The sequence below is a fragment of the Marinobacter sp. MBR-105 genome, assembly GCF_053628895.1.
In genome coordinates, this window is sequence record NZ_JBRJHG010000003.1 from 167,886 (window position 1) to 186,098 (window position 18,213).

Genomic DNA, 18,213 nt, shown 5'->3' on the forward strand with positions numbered 1-18,213 from the left:
ACATTAACTATGAATTTGCACGAATATCAGGGCAAGCAGCTGTTCGCTGAGTACGGCCTGCCCGTATCCAAAGGCATTGCCTGCGATACTCCCAAGGAAGCCGTAGCAGCGGCAGACGAAATCGGCGGTGACGGCTGGGTAGTGAAAGCCCAGGTTCACGCCGGTGGTCGCGGCAAGGCCGGCGGTGTAAAGCTGGTCAAGAGCAAAGAAGAGATCCGTGAATTCGCCGAAAAGTGGCTGGGTAAGAACCTGGTTACCTACCAGACCGACGAAAACGGCCAGCCAGTCAGCAAGATTCTGGTTGAATCCCTCACCGACATCGATCAGGAACTTTACCTGGGCGCTGTGGTAGACCGTGGTTCCCGTCGTATCGTTTTCATGGCCTCCACTGAAGGTGGCGTGGAAATCGAGAAGGTTGCCGAAGAAACTCCGGAAAAGATCCTGAAAGCCGAAATTGATCCGCTGGTCGGCGCGCAGCCGTACCAGGGTCGTGAACTGGCATTCAAGCTTGGCCTGGAAGGCAAGCAGATCGGTCAGTTCACCAAGATTTTCCTGGGCCTGGCCAAACTGTTTGAAGAGTGCGACCTGGCTCTGGTTGAGATCAACCCGCTGGTGATCACCCCGGCTGGTGACCTGCACTGCCTCGACGCCAAAGTAGGTGTAGACGGCAACGCACTGTACCGTCAGAAGAAAATCCACGAGATGCACGATCCCTCCCAGGAAGACTCCCGGGAAGCGGAAGCGGCCAAGTGGGAGCTCAACTATGTTGCGCTGGAAGGCAACATCGGCTGCATGGTTAACGGTGCTGGCCTGGCCATGGGCACCATGGACATCATCAAGCTGTCCGGTGGCCAGCCTGCCAACTTCCTGGACGTAGGCGGCGGCGCAACCAAAGAGCGCGTATCCGAAGCGTTCAAGATCATCCTGTCTGACGACGCGGTACAGGCCGTTCTGGTTAACATCTTCGGTGGTATTGTTCGCTGCGACATGATCGCAGAGGGCATCATCGGTGCGGTTAAAGAAGTCGGCGTTAAAGTGCCTGTTGTGGTTCGTCTGGAAGGCAACAACGCGGAGCTGGGTACCAAGGTACTCGCCGAAAGTGGCCTGAACATCATCGCCGCCACCAGCCTGGCGGACGCCGCAGAGCAAGTCGTTAAAGCCGCAGGGGGTAAATAATGAGCATCCTGATCAACAAAGACACCAAGGTTATCTGCCAGGGCTTTACCGGCGCACAGGGTACCTTCCACTCTGAGCAGGCCATTGCCTATGGCACCAAGATGGTAGGTGGTGTCAGCCCCGGTAAGGGCGGCACTGAGCATCTGGGTCTGCCGGTGTTCAACACCGTACGTGAAGCGGTAGAAAAGACCGGCGCTGAAGCGACCGTCATCTACGTTCCGGCTCCGTTCTGTAAAGACGCCATCATCGAAGCGGCCGACGCCGGTATTCAGCTGATCGTTTGTATCACTGAAGGTATTCCGACCATCGACATGCTGTACGCCAAAGAATACGTTGATCGTAAAGGCGTTCGCATGATCGGCCCGAACTGCCCGGGCGTGATCACTCCGGACGAGTGCAAGATCGGCATCATGCCTGGCCATATCCACAAGAAGGGTAAGGTTGGTATCGTGTCCCGTTCCGGCACCCTGACCTATGAAGCGGTCAAGCAGACCACGGACTTCGGCTACGGTCAGTCCACCTGTATCGGTATCGGTGGCGACCCGATTCCTGGCTCCAACTTCATCGACATTCTGAAGCTGCTGCAGGAAGATCCGGAAACCGAAGCCATCGTCATGATTGGTGAGATCGGTGGTACCGCTGAGGAAGAAGCGGCTGCGTTCATCAAAGAGAACGTCACCAAGCCGGTGGTTTCCTACATTGCCGGTGTCACTGCACCTCCGGGCAAGCGTATGGGCCATGCTGGCGCCATCATCTCTGGTGGTAAGGGTACTGCGGACGAGAAGTTTGCCGCCCTGGAAGACGCCGGTGTTAAAACCGTGCGCAGCCTGGCCGAAATCGGCAAGGCCCTGAAGGAAGTGACTGGCTGGTAAAGCAGCCCTGAGCTTCACCAAAACCCCCGGATTCGCGAGAATTCCGGGGGTTTTGCGTTCTAGGGCTCCGGTTTTGTGCCGCATTGCTTAACGCCGGCGAGTGTAAAGACTATAATGCCCGGTCAGCCTGATTTCAGCGGCCGGTTTAGGCGCTGATCTCCGGCGCTCTATAAACAGAAAGAAGGAGTTCGTGCTTTGAGTTCTGTCGATTCCCAGCAAAGAGTGTTGTCCGGCATGCGTCCGACCGGCAAGCTGCACCTCGGCCACTACCATGGTGTGCTGAAAAACTGGGTCAAGCTCCAGCACGAGTATGAGTGCTTCTTCTTTGTGGCGGACTGGCACGCCCTGACCACGCAATACGATGATCCCTCAGGCATTGAGCAAAGCGTATGGGATATGGTCATCGACTGGCTGGCGGCCGGAGTTAATCCGGGCTCGTCCACCATGTTTATCCAGTCCCAGGTTCCGGAACACGCCGAGCTGCACCTGTTGTTGTCTATGATCACGCCCCTGGGCTGGCTGGAACGCATTCCCACCTACAAGGATCAGCAGGAAAAGCTGCGGGAAAAGGATCTGGCCACCTACGGCTTCCTCGGTTACCCGTTGCTCCAGACTGCGGATATCCTGATGTATCGTGCCGGCAAGGTGCCGGTTGGTGCTGATCAGGTATCCCACGTTGAGATTACCCGTGAAATCGCCCGCCGGTTTAACCATATCTATGGTCGCGAGCCCGGTTTTGAAGAGCAGGCCGAGGCCGCTATCGTCAAGATGGGCAAAAAAAACGCGAAACTCTATCGCAACCTGAAAAAACGGTATCAGGAAGAAGGCGATTTTGAGGCGCTTGAGACCGCACGGGCCCTGCTGAAAGAACAGCAGAACATTTCGCTGGGTGACCGCGAGCGGTTATACGGTTTCATTGAAGGCGGAGGCAAGGTGATACTGCCGGAGCCGCAGCCGTTGCTGACGCCGGAATCCAAGATGCCGGGGCTGGACGGACAGAAGATGTCCAAGTCCTACAACAATTACATTGGCTTGCGTGAAGATCCGGACAGTGTTGCGCAAAAGATCCGGACCATGCAAACCGACCCGCAGCGGGTGCGACGGACAGACCCGGGCGAGCCGGAGAAGTGCCCGGTCTGGGGTATGCACAAAGTCTACTCGGACGAGCAGACCTGCCAGTGGGTACAGGAAGGCTGCCGCAGCGCCGGTATTGGCTGCCTGGACTGCAAAAAGCCGCTGATCGATGCCATCATCGAGGAACAGAAGCCGTTGCATGAGCGTGCCCGGGAATACGAGAGCAATCCGGATCTGGTGCATTCCATTCTGCAGGAAGGGCGAGAGCATGCGCGCGATGCCGCCCGTGATACCCTGGAAGAAGTCCGTGCAGCGATGGGGCTCAGCTACCGCTGATTCCTGACCGCCAATAACGTCAAAGGCTGGCAAAGGCATGACCGAAGACACCAGGGAGCCGGAAGAAGCGCAGGCAACGACACCGGAACAGGTGCCGCTGGCGCTCGTATCCGGCAAACCCCTGGTGGATATCCCCAAGGATCTTTATATTCCGCCGGATGCCCTCGCGGTTTTTCTGGAGGCCTTTGAGGGGCCGCTGGATTTGCTGCTCTACCTCATTCGCCGCCAGAACATGAATATCCTCGATATTGATGTCAGTGAAATCACACGCCAGTACATGGATTACATTGGTGCGGTGGAAGCGATGCGGTTTGAGCTGGCAGCCGAGTACCTGGTGATGGCTGCGACCCTGGCGGAGATTAAATCCCGTATGTTGCTACCCCGCCAGGAGAGTGACGATGAAGACGATATTGACCCCCGGGCAGAGCTGATTCGCCGGCTGCAGCAGTACGAACGCTTCAAGAAGGCTGCGGAGGATATCGATGAAATCCCGCGCATGGAACGGGATACCTATCCGGCTTCCGCTGCTTTACCCAAGCTTCCGTCATCGCAACCCCATCCGGACGTTGATATGAAGGAGCTGTTGCTGGCGTTGCAGGGTGTTTTGCAGAGGGCGGATCTGTTTACCAGCCACCATGTCGAGAAAGAGCGGTTATCGACAAGGGAGCGGATGTCCCACATTCTCTCTGTGCTGCAGGGCGACCGGTTCGTAACATTCGAGAGCCTGTTTACCCTTGAAGAGGGCCGGCTTGGCGTGGTGGTGACCTTTCTTGCCACACTGGAACTGGTGAAAGAACAGCTGATTGAAATCGTTCAGGCGGAAGTGCTCGGCCCCATTCATGTCAGGGCGCGGGCGGCAAGCTGAAGGATCGAGTGACACTATGAACGAAGAACATCTGGCCCGTATTCAGGCTATTGCTGAGGCGGCACTGTTGGCGGCCGGCAAGCCGTTGTCTCTGGAGCAGCTGCGCGAGCTGTTTGGCGAAGATGAGCGCCCGGCCAGGCAGGTGATGGAGCATGCGCTGATGATGCTGGAGCAATCCTGCGAAGGTCGCGGCTTTGAGCTTCGCAAGGTTGCCAGCGGGTACCGATTGCAGGTCAGGGAAGAGTTTGCGCCATGGGTTGGTCGACTGTATGAGGAAAAGCCCCAGCGTTATTCCCGGGCGCTTCTGGAAACTCTGGCCCTGATTGCCTATCGTCAACCCATCACCCGTGGCGAGATCGAGGATATTCGTGGGGTTACGGTAAGCAGCAATATCATTCGAACACTGCTTGAGCGAGAGTGGGTGCGCGTGGTCGGTCATCGGGATGTCCCTGGGCGGCCTGCCATGTATGCCACCACACGCCAGTTCCTCGATTATTTCAACCTGACCGGGCTGGATGAACTGCCTCCGCTTTCTGAGGTACGTGACCTTGAGGAGATCGGTCGGGAAATAGAGCAGAACATGCAGGGAGAGATCAAATTCGACTCTCCTGATGGTTCCGGTGCCAGTCCGGACTCCGACGCGGAGTCCCAGGCGCCTGAACCGGATCAGACACTTCACTGAAACCCAGGTTTCAGCCCCGTATATCAAGGATATTTACCCTTATGGCGGCAAAAGGCCCCGAAAACAAAACAGCCCGTAGCGATCAGTCTCTAAGTGCAGGTCCGGAGCGGGTGCAGAAGCTGCTTGCTCGCGCCGGCGTTGGCTCCCGGCGGGAAGTGGAAGGCTGGATAGAGGCCGGTCGACTGCTGGTCAATGGTGTTCCGGTTCAGCCTGGCCAGAAGGCTTCCACTTCTGATCGTTTTGAGCTTGATGGCAAGCTGCTGGACGTGAGTTCAGCTGCCGAAGTTGTGCGTCGGGTGCTGATTTACAACAAGCCAGAGGGCGAAGTAACCAGCCGGAAAGACCCGGAAGGGCGGCCCACGGTGTTTGACCGCCTGCCGCGGCTCAAGGACCAGCGCTGGATCTCCATTGGGCGTCTGGATATCAACACTACCGGTCTGGTGTTGTTTACCACCGACGGTGAGTTGGCGAATCGCTTGATGCATCCCTCCAGTCAGATTGACCGGGAATACGCGGTTCGGGTATTCGGTGAAGTGGATGACGCCATGATTGAGCGCCTGAAGGAAGGTGTGCTGCTTGAAGACGGCATGGCCAAGTTTACAGATATCAGCCCGGCGGGTGGCAAAGGTATGAACCAGTGGTTCCACGTAACCTTGCTGGAAGGTCGTAACCGGGAGGTGCGTCGCCTTTGGGAATCTCAGGGCGTTCGGGTGAGCCGTCTCAAGCGGGTACGGTATGGACCGATCTTCCTGCCCAGCCGGTTGACCATGGGCCGTTGGGAAGAGCTGGATCAGAAGGGTGTTGATGCGCTGAGCCGTGCCGTGGGGCTCGGCAGCGTTGCTGTACCCCAGAAAACTCCGGGAGAGCAGGCTGCCCATGATCGCAAGCGCCGCAAGAGTCCTGGTAAATCACTGCAACGGACGCGTAAAGGTGGAAGCTGGCAAGTCGCCGATGGTGCGCCGTCAAAAGCCCGGTCAGATTCCCGCGGGAAGCCATCTGCAGGCAAGGGCAGAAAGCCCGCACGCTGAGGACTCTCTTCAGGAAATACTTGCGAATACCCGCGTGCAGTTTCTGCCGGCCGCCTTGGCCCGGTAGAGTGCTTCGTCGGCCCGGGCAAGCCATTGCTCGGGCTGTTCATCCGTCAGATGCATCGCCACACCGCAACTGGCGGTAACCGTCAAAGGTGTTTCACCGCCGTCCACTCGAATGCTTTCAATGGCACCCCGAATTCGATCTGCTACATCACGGGCTTCCTGCTCATTGGTATGAGGCAGGAGAATGGCAAACTCCTCACCACCAAAGCGATAGACCGTGTCGGAATTACGCAGGGCCTGCTCAAGCTTTTCCGCGGTGCGAGCGAGAATGTGGTCGCCAACCACATGGCCGTGGTTGTCGTTAATCAGTTTGAAGTGATCCAGATCGCACAGGATCAGGCTCCAGGGGGCGCCGTGTCTGTCCGCCATGGCGCTGGCGCGCTGGAGCGCTTCGTCCAGTGCCCGTTTGTTGCCAATGCCTGTCAGGGAATCCGTCAGTGCGGTCTGTTCGATGGCAATGAACTGGCAGGCATTACGAATATGGCAGATCGCACCGGACAGCATCATCTCGATACCCGTCAGCTCGTCATCGCTGAATCGCTGGCGACGGTGTAACGTCAGAGTGCCATACTGGTGACCTTCCAGAGAGAGACGGTACTCGCAGCGATGGGGCCCACCCATGCCAGTGGAAAAAACGAAGTCCTGACGGGCGATGCGGTGCCTGTAATTGAGTGAGTCGAAAGGCACCATGTCTGTCATCTCCTCCGCCAGAATCGACAGTTGCGCCTCGAGGGAGAGAGTGGTGCTCAGGCGTCTGGCCAGCCGGGCCATGACATCGGAGGTGTTGTTCCAGTCCTGAAACGACTGCTTCAAAGCCGCAAGCCGCGCGGGGCGGGAAGTGTTTGGCCGGATCGATGTCAGGTTTTTCACAGTAGGACGCTCTGCTGGTGACAAAGTGATTTGCTGTACCAATAAGCAGAAAAAATGCCATAAGATAAAAAACCAATAAAAACAACAGGGAAATGTCTCTTTTTAAAGTCGATTCCATAAACTGGCAGATAATATTTGCCTGGTTGTCAAAATTCCGGCAGCGGGTTGCCGGTTCTGAAGACGTGCAATCGAAATGTCGGACAAAGGGGTGGGGCTGCCAAAAGCCTGTGATAAACTCCTGCGCTTGAATGTACCAAGTGAGCTGTCGATTTATGAGATTTCAGGCACCGGAAAGCCTATCCGAACAGATTGCCCAGCATCTGGGGCAGCGCATTGTTGTTCGCGATCTCAAGCCGGGAGAGCGAATTCAGGAGCTCAAGGTCGCCGGCGATCTGAATGTCAGCCGCGGCTCCGTGCGTGAGGCTCTGCTGATTCTGGAGCGGCGTCATCTGGTTGAGATCTATCCCCGGCGCGGGGCGGTGGTGTCGGAGCTGACGATAGACTCGGTGAATGCCCTTTACGATATTTACATCGATCTGCTGTGCATGTTGGCTCGCAAGGTGCTGGAGCGTTGGCCAGGTGAACAGCTCGGCGGCGTGATGGGGCAGGTTAATGAAATGCAGGCGGTTATTGATGCCCTGAACTCGAATGCGCCCGATGCCGCAGAGCGGGTCATTGAAGCGGGGTTCGGGGTCATGCAGTATGCCTACCGTCTGGTTGACAATCCCTTTCTTGAGGAAACCCTCGAAAACTTCCGTCCCGCCATCAGCCGGACCTATTACGTGGCGCTGGATCATTTCCGGAGTGAGATCGCAGAAACCGGTACCTTCTTCCGTCGTCTGGCCGATGCTGCCGTTGAGGGCGATTCCGAGCGTCTGCAACGGGTTATTCAGGACTTTGGCGAGCATCAGCGCCACCAGGTTCTGAGTATTCTCACGGAGGAGACCGCCTGATATGCGGCTGAAGTCCATCAAGCTCGCGGGATTCAAATCCTTCGTTGATCCCACTACGGTGCCTTTCCCCTCCAACATGACCGCGGTGGTGGGCCCTAACGGCTGTGGCAAGTCCAATATTATCGATGCCGTTCGCTGGGTAATGGGTGAAAGTTCCGCGAAGTACCTGCGTGGCGAATCGATGACCGACGTTATCTTCAACGGTTCCAGTGCCCGCAAGCCGGTGGGACAGGCGTCGATTGAACTTGTTTTTGACAACAGTGACGGATCGGCGCCCGGCGAGTTTGTGAAGTTCAACGAGATTTCGGTAAAACGCCGGGTATCACGGGAAGGGCAATCCGAGTATTTCCTGAATGGCTCCAAATGCCGTCGTCGTGACATTACCGATCTGTTCCTTGGAACCGGTCTCGGGCCGCGCAGTTACGCCATTATCGAGCAGGGCATGATTTCCCGGCTGATTGAGGCGAAGCCCGAAGAATTGCGGGTATACATCGAGGAAGCTGCGGGCATTTCCAAGTACAAGGAACGGAGGCGGGAAACGGAGAACCGTATTCGCCGTACTCAGGAGAACCTGGAGCGGCTGACAGACCTTCGCGAAGAGCTTGGACGTCAACTGCAGCACCTGGAGCGTCAGGCGGCCGCCGCGGAAAAATACAAAGCCTACAAACAGGAAGAGCGCGAAAAGAAAGCCGAGCTAACCGTGTTGCGCTGGAAAGCCCTGGATGACGATCTTCAGACCTGGCGCGGAAAAATCCGCGATACCGAGCTGGAACTTGAGAAGTTCCTGACCGAAAGGGTGAACCTGGAAACTTCGCTGGAATCGCTCAGGGAAGACCACCATGAACGGACCGAGCACTTTAACCGGGCTCAGGCCCGGTACTATGAGGCCGGGGCCGACATTGCCCGTATTGAGCAAAGTCTGGAGCACCAGCGCGAGCGCAGCCGACAGACTGCCGCAGAGCTGGATCAGGCCCTGGCCAACGAGCGCGAATTAGGCCGCGAACTGGAACAGGATGAAGAAAAGCTGGCCACGCTCCGGGAAGAGCTCGACATGATCGAGCCTGAGCAGGAGGCATTGGCGATACGTTCAGAGGAATCGGCCGAGAAGCTCCAGCAAGCAGAAGAGGCCATGAGTGACTGGCAGCATCGCTGGGATGAGTTCAGTACCCGTTCATCGGATGCCCGCCGGCAGGCCGAACTGGCGCAATCCCGAATTCGCTCTCTTGAAGACGCCATCGAACAGCTGAAAACCCGACAACAGAAATTGCGGGATGAGCAGGCGCTGCTCGACGGACAATTGGATCGCTCGGAGCTCGAGCAGCTTCTGGAAGAACAGGAAACCCTGGCACTGAAAAGGGAAGAAACCGCGGAGCGTATTCAGCAACTGCAGGATCAGGTGTATTCGAGCCGACAGGCTTTGCGCGACGCCGAACAGAGTTCATCTGAATATCGGCAGACGGTGCAGAGCCTCAAAGCCACGATGGAGTCCCAGCAGGCACTGCTGGACGAACAAATGGGTGCCGGCGACGATGCCCTGCAATCGTGGCTGGCCGATCAGGGGCTGACCGACGCGCCGCGACTTGCTGCGAAATTGTCGATTGAGGACGGCTGGGAGTTTGCCGTCGAGCAGGTCATTGGCCGCTTCACTCAGGGCCTGACGTTGCCGGAATTCGATCAACTGGCTACAGCGCTGGAATCGGCCCCCAAAGGTTTTGCGGTGGTCAGTGACCGTGCCGTTGCCTCCGAAACCCGTGGCCTGGCGGCCAAGGTGAGTGGTGTTGGGGCGATCAGCCAGCTGCTTTCTTTGGTTCAGGCTGCCGATACCCTTTCTGAAGCCATGGCCAACCGATCTGGTCTGGCGCCTGGCGAGAGCATCATCACCCGGGACGGTGTCTGGCTTTCTCGTGACTGGTTGCTGATGCCTGACTCCGATGCCGCTCAGGTTGGTGTGATTGAGCGTCAGAAAAAGGTAACGGAATTGCAGGCAAAGCTGGCGGAAGCAGAAGCCAGGCTCGAGCAGGCAACCGAGCAGCTTGAGCATCTCCAGGAGAAGGCGGAGCGTGCCGAAACCGAACGGGACGAGGCTCAAGCCCGCCACAGCGACGTTGAGCGGGAGCTTGGGGCTCTGGCCTCACGTGCCAGTGGTCTGAAAGCCAGGGCAGAGCAGATTGAAGCCCGGCTGTCCCGGATCAGGGAAGACATTGCGGATGTGGGTCTGGCGTTGGAAGAGCAGCAGGCCAACCTCCAGGAAGCCCGTGAAGAGTGGGATATTGCACTCGCATCCAGCGAGGACAGTGAGGAAGAGAAAGAGCAGTTGCTGGAGCAACGGGATTCTCTGAGGGAAACACTGGACCGCCTGCGCCAGGAAGCCCGGCATGACCGTGATCACGCTCATCAACTGCAACTACAGTTGCAGACACTCCAGAGCCAGCGCGACGGACTGCAGCAAACCATCGACCGGATGCAGATGCAGAAAGAGCGTCTGCAAGAGCGGCTGGATGTACTCAGGGAATCCCGCGAAAGTGCCGAGGAGCCTATTGAGGATCTCCAGTTGCAACTTGAAGGGTTGCTGGAACGACGACTGGCCGAAGAAGAAAAGCTCAGTGCCGCCCGGGATGCCCTGGAAGAGATTGATCGACAGGTTCGTGATCGCGAACAGGGGCGGAGCCGAACCGAGCATCAGGTTCAGGAAATCCGGGCTCGGCTGGAAAAACTGAAGATGGAATCCCAGGCCCTGGAAATTCGCTCCGGCAACCATGTTGAGCAGCTCAAGGAACTCGACGTTAAACTCCAGGAAGTTCTCGAACAGCTGCCAGAGGATGCTGAAGAAAAGGTCTGGGCCGAAGAGCTGGAGAAAATCGGTAACCGTATCCAGCGCCTGGGAGCAATTAACCTCGCGGCCATTGAAGAGTATCAGGTACAAAGCGAGCGAAAGACCTACCTGGACGAGCAGCACAACGACCTGATGGAAGCGCTGGAAACCCTGGACAATGCTATCCGGAAAATTGACCGGGAAACCCGGCAGCGCTTCAAAGAGACGTTTGATCAGGTGAATGGCGGCCTGCAGGCCCTTTTCCCGAAAGTATTCGGTGGTGGCAATGCCTATCTCGAGTTGACCGGGGAAGACTTGCTGGAGACTGGCGTGGCCATCATGGCGAGGCCGCCGGGCAAGAAGAACAGCACCATCCACCTGTTGTCGGGGGGTGAGAAGGCGCTGACAGCCATCGCGCTTGTGTTCTCGATTTTCCAGCTCAATCCCGCTCCGTTCTGTATGCTGGACGAAGTGGACGCGCCGCTGGACGACGCCAACGTGGGTCGCTACGCGAATATGGTTAAGGAGATGTCGAAACAGGTTCAGTTCATCTACATTACCCATAACAAGATCGCCATGGAGATGGCGGATCAGTTAATGGGGGTCACCATGCACGAACCCGGCTGCTCGCGGCTGGTATCTGTTGATGTGGATGAGGCCGCCGCGCTGGCTGAGGCCTGATAGGCGCAGTGGTTGGTGAAATGCTCGCCAACCATGACAATAACGCCATCTGGGCCCGGTGTGCGTTGTATTCATTACGGGCTTTTCTTAGAGTAGCAACGTTCCAAACTGCAAACAGGACAGCAGCATTATGTCACTTAGGGAATGGTTAATTGCCATAGGTACCCTGGTTATTATTGGAATTGTGATTGACGGTGTGCGCCGTATGCGGCGTGCCCGGAAGGAATCCATGGCTATTTCGTCCGGTATGGGGGCTGACGAACTCAAGGATTCCCCGCTGGATGATGACTTCAACCCGGAATTGCCAAACGGTGGTGCTCGCACGGTTTCCCGTTCGACACTGGAAGACCGGGGCTATCTGAAGCGCGATATGTCCGCGCCCGTAAGTGCTGATCAAGAAGACGATGTAACCCCGGAATCCGGCTGGAGCGCCCGGGACGACGATGAGGATGACGGCATCCTGAGTCCGCCCAGGGTTGTGAAACCGGAAATAGAAGAACCCGAGTCCCCTGAGCCCGAGGTGACCAGCACTCCGGAACCAGAAGCGGATAAACCGAAAACCAGGCCCACCCGGCCTGAAAAGGCCAAAGCCGAACCCCAACCCCGAGCGGAAGAGCCGCCGGTGGTTACTACCGAAGTTGAGGAAGATACCGCCCGGCGAACGCCCAACAAACCGCGCAAGAATCAGCCCCTGGCCGGAGCCAATCGCCCCGAGGCCAGGGAAGTGCTGGTGATCAACGTGTTGGCCCGCAGCGGCGAGCAGTTCCAGGGCAGCAAGCTCAAGAGCCTGTTTGAGGCCTGCGGCCTGGAGCATGGCGATATGGACATTTACCACCGCCATGAATCCGAGGACACCACCACGCCTGTGCAATTCAGCGTGGCCAACGCCGTGGAGCCGGGCACCTTTCGCCCTCAGGACATGGCCGGGCTCAGCACTCCCGGTATCAGTTTCTTCATGAGCCTGCCAGGGCCCACCAATGCCTTGCAGGCCTTCGAGTTCATGCTTGAAACCGCCCAGTGTGTGGTGCGAAACCTCGGTGGTGAACTGAAAGACGAGCGTCGAAGCGTGATGACACCGCAAACCATTGAGCACTGTCGCCAGCGCATTCGTGAGTTTGAACGCAAGCAGCGCTCCCAGCGAGCCTAATAGCCCGTCCGGACCCCAGACCCGATGACTAACGTTCCCGAAGCTATCCGGAAGCGCGTGGATTCTCTGCGCGCTACCCTCGAAGACCACAATTACTACTATTACGTTCTGGACGACCCCAGAATTCCCGATGCCGAGTACGATCGTTTGTTTCGGGAACTGCAGAAGCTGGAAGCTGAACACCCGGAACTGGCGACTGAGGATTCCCCCACCCGTCGGGTAGGCAGTAGTGCTGAGACAAGTTTCGAGGAAGTCACCCACCGCCTGCCGATGCTGTCGCTGGATAATGCCTTCAGTGAGGACGAACTTCGGGATTTTGATCGTCGGGTTCGAGACCGACTGGGTGAGGACGGCGCCATTGAGTATGTCTGTGAGCCCAAACTTGATGGTCTCGCCGTCAGTCTGCACTACGAAAATGGCACCTTAACCCGCGCCGCTACCCGGGGCGATGGCTATACCGGCGAGGATATCACCGCCAATATTCGCACGATTCCGTCGGTACCCCTCAAACTGCGCGGCTCGGGATACCCGGATCTTGTTGAGGTTCGGGGCGAGGTCTACATGCCCCGTGCCGGTTTCGAGAAACTCAACGAGCGGCTGGCAGAGCAGGGCGAGAAGACCTTTGTGAATCCCCGCAACGCTGCTGCCGGAAGCCTGCGCCAGAAGAAATCGACCGTTACCGCCAAGCGTCCGTTGGAGCTGTGTGCTTATAGTATGGCGGTGACCGATGAAACGGTACTGCCGGAAACCCATTGGGACAGCCTGCAGCTTGTCCGGGGCTGGGGCTTCCGGATTAATCCGGAAATGCGCAAGGCTGAGGGCGTGGAAGCCTGCCTGGATGCCTACAACGAACTAATGGCCAAGCGTGACAGCCTGCCCTACGAAATCGACGGCATTGTGTTCAAGGTAAACCGTCTGGATTTCCAGCAGGAGCTTGGGTTCGTTTCCCGCGCCCCGCGCTGGGCGATCGCCCACAAGTTTCCAGCCCAGGAAGAGCTGACGGTTATTGAAGATGTGGAATTCCAGGTGGGCCGAACCGGAGCTGTAACCCCGGTAGCCCGGCTGAAACCGGTGTTTGTCGGCGGCGTCACGGTATCAAATGCGACCCTGCACAACATGGACGAGATCCGGCGCCTTGATGTTCATATCGGCGACACGGTGTTCATTCGCCGCGCCGGGGATGTAATCCCGCAGGTCGTGAAGGTGGTGCCGGAAAAGCGCCCGGCCAAGGCGCCGATGGTTAAAATGCCAGAGCATTGCCCGGTCTGTGGCTCAGATATAGTCCAGATTGAAGGGGAAGCCGTTGCCCGGTGTTCCGGCGGTCTGTACTGCCCGGCTCAGCGCAAGGAAGCAATCCGGCATTATGCCTCCCGGAAGGCCATGGATATTGAGGGCCTTGGGGACCGGCTGATCGAGGTGTTGGTAGACGAGGGCATGGTCAGCACCGTGGCGGATCTTTATCGCCTGACGAAATTCCAGATTGCCAGCCTGGAGCGTATGGGCGACAAATCTGCGGCAAATCTGATTGCCGCCATCGATCGCTCCCGTGAACCGGTGCTTTGGCGTTTCCTTTATGCACTTGGTATTCGTGAAGTGGGTGAGGCCACGGCCAAGGGGCTGGCAGCCCATTTCGGCACGTTGGAAGCGATTTCCGAAGCGGATGAGGAGACTCTGCAGACGGTACCTGACGTCGGGCCGATTGTGGCCGGTCATATCCGGAGCTTCTTTGATCAGCCCCAAAATCAGGAAACACTGGCGGCGCTGAAAGAAGCAGGCGTCACCTGGCAGGAAGAGCAAGTGCTGTCGGCGGATGAACAGCCTCTCAGTGGTCAGACCTGGGTATTGACCGGCACTCTCTCAGGCATGACACGGGATCAGGCCAAGGAAAAGCTTGAGCAGCTCGGTGCCAAGGTTGCTGGTAGTGTCTCCAAAAAAACCGCCTGCGTTGTCGCAGGCGAGGCCGCCGGCTCCAAACTGGCCAAAGCCGAGCAGCTGGGAGTGCCAGTGTTGGACGAGGAAGGGCTGGCCAACCTGCTACGGGAGCATGGTCTGGAGGCCTGAGGGCAGCTGGCCAAAGAATCTGAGAACTCGCGCAGGTCGCTCCGGATTCAAATTGGCTACCATGGCGTTGATCTGTAACGGTGTGTAAACCGGGTGCCAGGCACCCGGGCACGGCCATAACAACAACGTCATGAAACGGATTTTTGCATGCGCGCCGATTTGTTCTCCCGCTCAACCGCCTCGGGCCGCCTCCTTGGTGTTGCCCTGATTGCCCTGGCAGCGACCGGCTGCAAGACCGAAAAAGATCCTGACCAGCCCACCTTGTTGGGGGCGCCACCGACCACCGCCTATCTGGGGGTAGAGTATTACTACAACTGGGGCGCCTATGGCGGCGAAAGCATTCTCGATTACTCCCTGACCAATGCGCCATCCTGGCTTGCGCTGGAAGACACCAGCAATAAGGCCCGTCAGGGTATTATCATGCGCGGTGTGCCTGGGTTATCCGGGGGCAACCGGGGTGAAGCTGATCTTGGCCAGACCGAGAATATCGAGATAGTCACCACGGACGGCCGCATGGCGGGTTTCCAGCCGTTTGATATTGAAGTCAAGCGAAACGTAATTACCCTCGACGGAGCCAACCTGAAAGAAGGTGAAAGTCAGGCGTCTGAAGATGAGTCGGAGGAGCGGTGTGCGGTGCCTGAGCTGGATGCCGGTTCCTATTCTTACGAGCTCCAGAAGTTCACGGATGAGGGCGAGCCGGATGGAACTGAGTCAGTCACCTACCCAACCAAGCGCGCGTATGTAAAAGTAAATCTGGATCAACCCTCCGTTACCGAAGTCAAAATCGCCTTTGAGCTGCGTTCTGATTTCGACCCAGCTGCCTGTGACAATGACGAAACTGATCCCGCCCATCAGGACTGCAAATATAGCCGCGCCAACACCGGTGCGATTATTATCGGCGAAGACCTCGTTGCGCTCAGCGACGAGCTGAATCACCCCGTTGATAAAGAGGGTAACCCCCTCGAGTACGTCGAATATGACACGACTGGCAATACGGTAACCAGCGGTGTTGTGACACTGAAGCCCGGTCTCACCGAGTGCTACATTCCCTTTGAAGTGGTTGACGACCTGATTCCCGAGCCAACAGAAGTGGCGACCATGGTTCTGACCGAAGTACGCCAGGGCATTGCCTCGCTGGGCAATGGTAGTGTTGAGGTCAAAGCCAACCTTTCAATTGAGGATAACGAGCCGCTACTCAGCATAGAAACCGTCAATGGCGGTAGTCGCGATACCATCAATACCGAGACGACTCGTGAGTATCGCGCCATTCTCACGGGTGACCGTAAAACCCTGTTCAGAGCCAAGCTGACAAGAATTGGTGAGCTGACGGGTGTTGTCGAGGACGAGACTTTCGAGATTGTTGAGAAGAACGCTCAGGGTACCTACGACCCAATTGAGGAGCTGGTATTCCCGCTGGAGCAGGATGAAATCACCTTTGGTGTGCGTGCGCTTGTTTACAACAATCTTCAGGATGAATTGGACGACAACGCAGCGCCTATTGGCGTCGATGTAAATTACCAGGCTGGCCGGGCCGGATATGCGAGGGGCGAGTCTGAAACACTGCTGAGGTTGAACCTTAACCGTCTGATTGAACCGCTGGTCTGGAGTGATGGCTTTATGGCAACGGATGTGTCGCTGGGCCATGAGGGCCGGGTGTTTGTTGCTGGTTACCTTCCAGGGAACAATCAGGTCCAGGTCCGCATTTATGATCAGGCAGGTATGGAGCTGCAGATTGTTGAGGTGACAGACCCGGCGATAGCGCTGCAACCTTCAGACGTATTCCTGGACGTTGGTGTACGAACGGTCACTGAAAACAATAACCGTGTGAATCGTTATGAAATTGCCGTTGCTTTTAGCTCTGACCAGGCAGAACCGGGTGCTCCCGTTGGCGGGTCTGATGCGGTAACGGCCCTGTTCCATTATGACGGTGCTTCGGGGAACTATCTTCCGAGCTGGACCGGAAACAATATCTTCAGAATTGGCACGCCGGCGGACGATTCGGTGCGATGGGTGGGCATTAACGGCACCACTGGTTATGTTTTGGTGGGCGGCGAAACCCTCGGTGCCTGGAATACCGATGCCTACCAGGGCGGCACCGACAGTTTCCTGGCCCGCATTGATACGGCGGAGAACGCAGGGGCTCTGGAGCCGACCCTGGCCTGGACACGGCAGGTTGGCTCATCAGGTGATGAGACCGTGGTCGGTGGTAGCTCACAAGGCTCGCTGGCTCTGCTGTTCGGGGCGTCGCCAATGACGCTTGATGGCCTCGGAAATGTTGGCCCGTATTTCTTCAATGGCAACACCGGAGAGTCACCGACCGTGTATCAGGTGGGTGAAGACAGCTCTGAATCGCTCGGGGACGGTCTGTATGGTGGTGCCGGGGTGGTGCTGGTCGGCGACGCGCCCTATAGCTACCGATTCCGTGAAGCGCAGCCAGAGGATGCCGGTACCGAAAATGCGGAGGATGAGATTATTCGCACGCGGCTGGATAATCGGGCCGGCTTTGTTTTGGGATTCAATACTTCAGGCGAACCTCTGAGCGCGTACACCGTTGATGATGCGGGTGATCTATCCAACGAATTCCTGACCCGTGGTGTCCGGTTTGACGGTGATATTGTGGTGTCGGGCAACACCAACGGGAGCTTTGTTGAAGGCCAGGCGGCGCCGGTGGCGGGCACAGAGAGTATCCTGGCGAGAGTGGATACCTCCGAATCTGACGTAGCCTTCCGCAACTGGCGTAGGCAACTGGCATTCGAAGGTCTGGACATTCTCGATCTGGAGAATTACCGCGACGATGAAGTGGTGGCGTTGGTGAACCGAAATGGCGAAAGGATGCTGCTTGTTTTCAGCCCGGAAGGTGAGTTACTGACACCGATAACGCCGTAATCCTCCGGGTTGCAGGTCCGGGTTGGGGTCAGACCGCCCCTTCCTGTCGGCCCGCATTGGCATAGAGCTTCAGGTAGTCGGTGCTGGTGACCACGCCGGCGGGTTGTCCGGCAGCATTGATGACCAGGGCCGCATTCAGCCGGTGAGCGAGCATCAGGCGTGCCAGTTGATGGGCATCGGTTTCGGGAGATGCAGTCAGAAAAGCCGGTAGTTCGATGTGAATCAGGCTTTGGTTCAAAGCTTCCGAACTGTTCTCGTGAATCCACGAAAGAAGCCAGCGCAGGTCGATCAGGCCTGCGACATTGTTATCCGAGAGCACGACCAGATGGTGAACGCCGTGTTCTTCCATGGTCTCCAGCGCCTCTGCGACGGTGGCAGAAGCAGGAACCGAAAACTGCGCTGGCGAGCTGATGTCGGCGACTGGCAGGTAAACCCTTTCCTCCCGACGTTCGCCCGCAGCAGCGGCACCATACTCCTGAAGTGCGCGGAAGCTGCTACCACCACCGCCGCTGTGCACCGCCTGCTGGAACTCGGCGTCGGTAGCCTCGCTGTGTTCGGCAGAAATGGACGCAGACTCCGACAGCTCGGTGACATCGCCCACCCGGCGACTTCGGAACGCTTCGGGTAACCGGGTTCCGATCGGACGTCCGGGTTCACTGACGAAAATGGACATGGTTCCACCTCTCCGGGGATTTCCCCCTCTA

General features: G+C 57.5%; 13 protein-coding genes. 11 read left to right on the forward strand and 2 right to left on the reverse strand.

Annotated elements, in window-relative coordinates; translation table 11 throughout:
- Positions 1-9: 9 nt before the first annotated feature.
- The 6 genes from sucC (at position 10) to rluB (ending at position 6,033) form a co-directional block, all read left to right on the forward strand.
- A complete protein-coding gene (sucC, locus tag ACSSVV_RS05460) occupies positions 10-1,176 on the forward strand; it encodes an ADP-forming succinate--CoA ligase subunit beta (RefSeq protein WP_011784665.1) in 1,167 nt (388 codons plus the stop codon).
- Positions 1,176-2,048, forward strand: a complete 873-nt coding sequence (gene sucD, locus ACSSVV_RS05465) for a succinate--CoA ligase subunit alpha (RefSeq protein ID WP_011784666.1) — start codon at positions 1,176-1,178, stop codon at positions 2,046-2,048. The genes sucC and sucD overlap by 1 nt, the downstream gene beginning before the upstream one ends.
- 195 nt (positions 2,049-2,243) lie before the next feature.
- Entirely contained in the window at positions 2,244-3,458 is a 1,215-nt protein-coding gene (locus ACSSVV_RS05470; RefSeq protein ID WP_011784667.1) for a tryptophan--tRNA ligase, read from the forward strand.
- Positions 3,459-3,495: 37 nt separating this feature from the next.
- Positions 3,496-4,323, forward strand: coding sequence for a segregation and condensation protein A (locus ACSSVV_RS05475; RefSeq protein WP_011784668.1), 828 nt, complete (start codon positions 3,496-3,498; stop codon positions 4,321-4,323).
- Positions 4,324-4,339: 16 nt separating this feature from the next.
- Positions 4,340-5,005 carry an SMC-Scp complex subunit ScpB gene (gene scpB, locus ACSSVV_RS05480; RefSeq protein WP_014421715.1) on the forward strand — a complete coding sequence of 222 codons (666 nt, stop codon included), beginning with the start codon at positions 4,340-4,342 and terminating at the stop codon, positions 5,003-5,005.
- A 41-nt stretch (positions 5,006-5,046) separates the two neighbouring features.
- Entirely contained in the window at positions 5,047-6,033 is a 987-nt protein-coding gene (gene rluB / locus ACSSVV_RS05485; protein WP_454105702.1) for a 23S rRNA pseudouridine(2605) synthase RluB, read from the forward strand.
- Between the two features lie 9 nt (positions 6,034-6,042).
- Here the strand turns inward: rluB and ACSSVV_RS05490 are convergent, their stop codons facing one another.
- The gene (locus tag ACSSVV_RS05490) at positions 6,043-6,969 is read right to left on the reverse strand and encodes a GGDEF domain-containing protein (RefSeq protein WP_031211270.1); all 927 of its coding nucleotides are present in this window, start codon (positions 6,967-6,969) and stop codon (positions 6,043-6,045) included.
- Between the two features lie 272 nt (positions 6,970-7,241).
- Here ACSSVV_RS05490 and ACSSVV_RS05495 point away from each other — a divergent pair, with 272 nt between their 5' ends.
- From ACSSVV_RS05495 to ACSSVV_RS05515, 5 genes are all read left to right on the forward strand, one after another.
- Positions 7,242-7,922, forward strand: coding sequence for a GntR family transcriptional regulator (locus ACSSVV_RS05495; RefSeq protein WP_022992464.1), 681 nt, complete (start codon positions 7,242-7,244; stop codon positions 7,920-7,922).
- Between the two features lies 1 nt (position 7,923).
- Complete coding sequence (smc, locus tag ACSSVV_RS05500; protein ID WP_454105703.1) at positions 7,924-11,415, forward strand: chromosome segregation protein SMC; 3,492 nt, start codon at positions 7,924-7,926, stop codon at positions 11,413-11,415.
- Positions 11,416-11,545: 130 nt separating this feature from the next.
- A complete protein-coding gene (gene zipA, locus ACSSVV_RS05505; RefSeq protein ID WP_454105704.1) occupies positions 11,546-12,562 on the forward strand; it encodes a cell division protein ZipA in 1,017 nt (338 codons plus the stop codon).
- Between the two features lie 24 nt (positions 12,563-12,586).
- Entirely contained in the window at positions 12,587-14,623 is a 2,037-nt protein-coding gene (ligA, locus tag ACSSVV_RS05510) for an NAD-dependent DNA ligase LigA (protein ID WP_454105705.1), read from the forward strand.
- Positions 14,624-14,770: 147 nt separating this feature from the next.
- Positions 14,771-17,509 carry a hypothetical protein gene (locus ACSSVV_RS05515; protein WP_454105706.1) on the forward strand — a complete coding sequence of 913 codons (2,739 nt, stop codon included), beginning with the start codon at positions 14,771-14,773 and terminating at the stop codon, positions 17,507-17,509.
- Between the two features lie 28 nt (positions 17,510-17,537).
- Here ACSSVV_RS05515 and ACSSVV_RS05520 read toward each other — a convergent pair whose 3' ends face one another.
- Entirely contained in the window at positions 17,538-18,182 is a 645-nt protein-coding gene (locus tag ACSSVV_RS05520; RefSeq protein ID WP_014421707.1) for a CBS domain-containing protein, read from the reverse strand.
- Positions 18,183-18,213 lie beyond the last annotated feature (31 nt).